At 68.5% G+C, this 1,075-nt stretch carries 2 pseudogenes; both read right to left on the reverse strand.

The annotated features are described in order from the left end of the window. Window positions 1-320, reverse strand: a pseudogene (locus BSP109_RS16755) (toprim domain-containing protein); the annotation flags it as partial. Further along, window positions 317-1,075, reverse strand: a pseudogene (locus BSP109_RS17855) (hypothetical protein); the annotation flags it as partial. The pseudogenes BSP109_RS16755 and BSP109_RS17855, both read right to left, overlap by 4 nt.

The following is a 1,075-nucleotide window of genomic DNA, read 5'->3' on the forward strand; positions in this document are numbered from 1 at the left end:
GATGGCGATGACGATCTCTGCGACCTCGCCGTTCTGCAGGCGAGGCATGAGCTCCTTGATCCGCAGGTTGTCCGGGCCGACGCCGGCCATCGGATCGATCGCTCCCCCGAGCACGTGGTAGAGACCGCGGTATTCGCGAGTGCGCTCGATGGCGACGACGTCCTTGGGCTCCTCGACGACGCAGATCATCGTCCGATCACGGCGCGGGTCCTGACACACGGTGCACTCGGCCTCTTCCGAGACGTTGCCGGCCCGATGCCCGGGAGCTTGCCGAACTCTTCGACGAGGGCCTGAAGGGCCCCCTCATACACTGCGCTCATCCGTCTCTTGCATGGATGATCTCTCCGCCGAGGACCTTGGCGATGACGGCCACGCCGACCTGCGGGGCGTCGGTGATGTCGAGGTCCGTCTCCGGATCATACTCGTCCTCGTCCCGACCGGAACCGGTGGGCTGAGCATCGACCGGTGCCGCCGCCGAGGTGGGTGCAGGCGCATCGAACCCACCGCTGCCAGTGCCGGAGCTGCCAGCCGAGTATCCGCCGGTGTCCATACCGTGACTTGCATGGCTTCGCGCCGTTCGCTCGGGCTGCGGGCGCGGTGGGTGAGCCACTCCCACTTCCCTGAGGATGAGCGTTCCCCTGCGCACCGTTCGCGATCCCTGCTCCCCCGGAATCGATGTCGGAATCCCCATAGGCGCCGAGGTAGTCCCCCTCGTCGTCCTCGGGCGGCGGGACGACGACGGCACCGACATCGACGGCACCGCTGCCGGCACTCGTCGCATCGGCGTCGTCACCGGCAGACCGGCGATCGTCTCCCAGTCGCCGCGGCCGAGGTTGAGTTCGTGGACGACGGCTCCGTCCTGGTCGAGCACCCTCCTGCGCGGATGCGTCGTGAAGGTCAGCGGGCTCGGCGCCCGACCGAGACCGACATGGACCCACCAGGCAGTCGAGTGCGAGACGACGAGCCGCGCTGGGATCTGCGCCGCCAGCGCACTGATGCGATCCTCTGGTCCGAGCACCGCACCCGACCGCACCCACGTCGTCTCCGTCAGCGGGACGAGCAGACCGTCGAGGGT

The sequence above is a fragment of the Brevibacterium sp. Mu109 genome, assembly GCF_900169375.1.
GTDB lineage: Bacteria > Actinomycetota > Actinomycetes > Actinomycetales > Brevibacteriaceae > Brevibacterium > Brevibacterium yomogidense_A.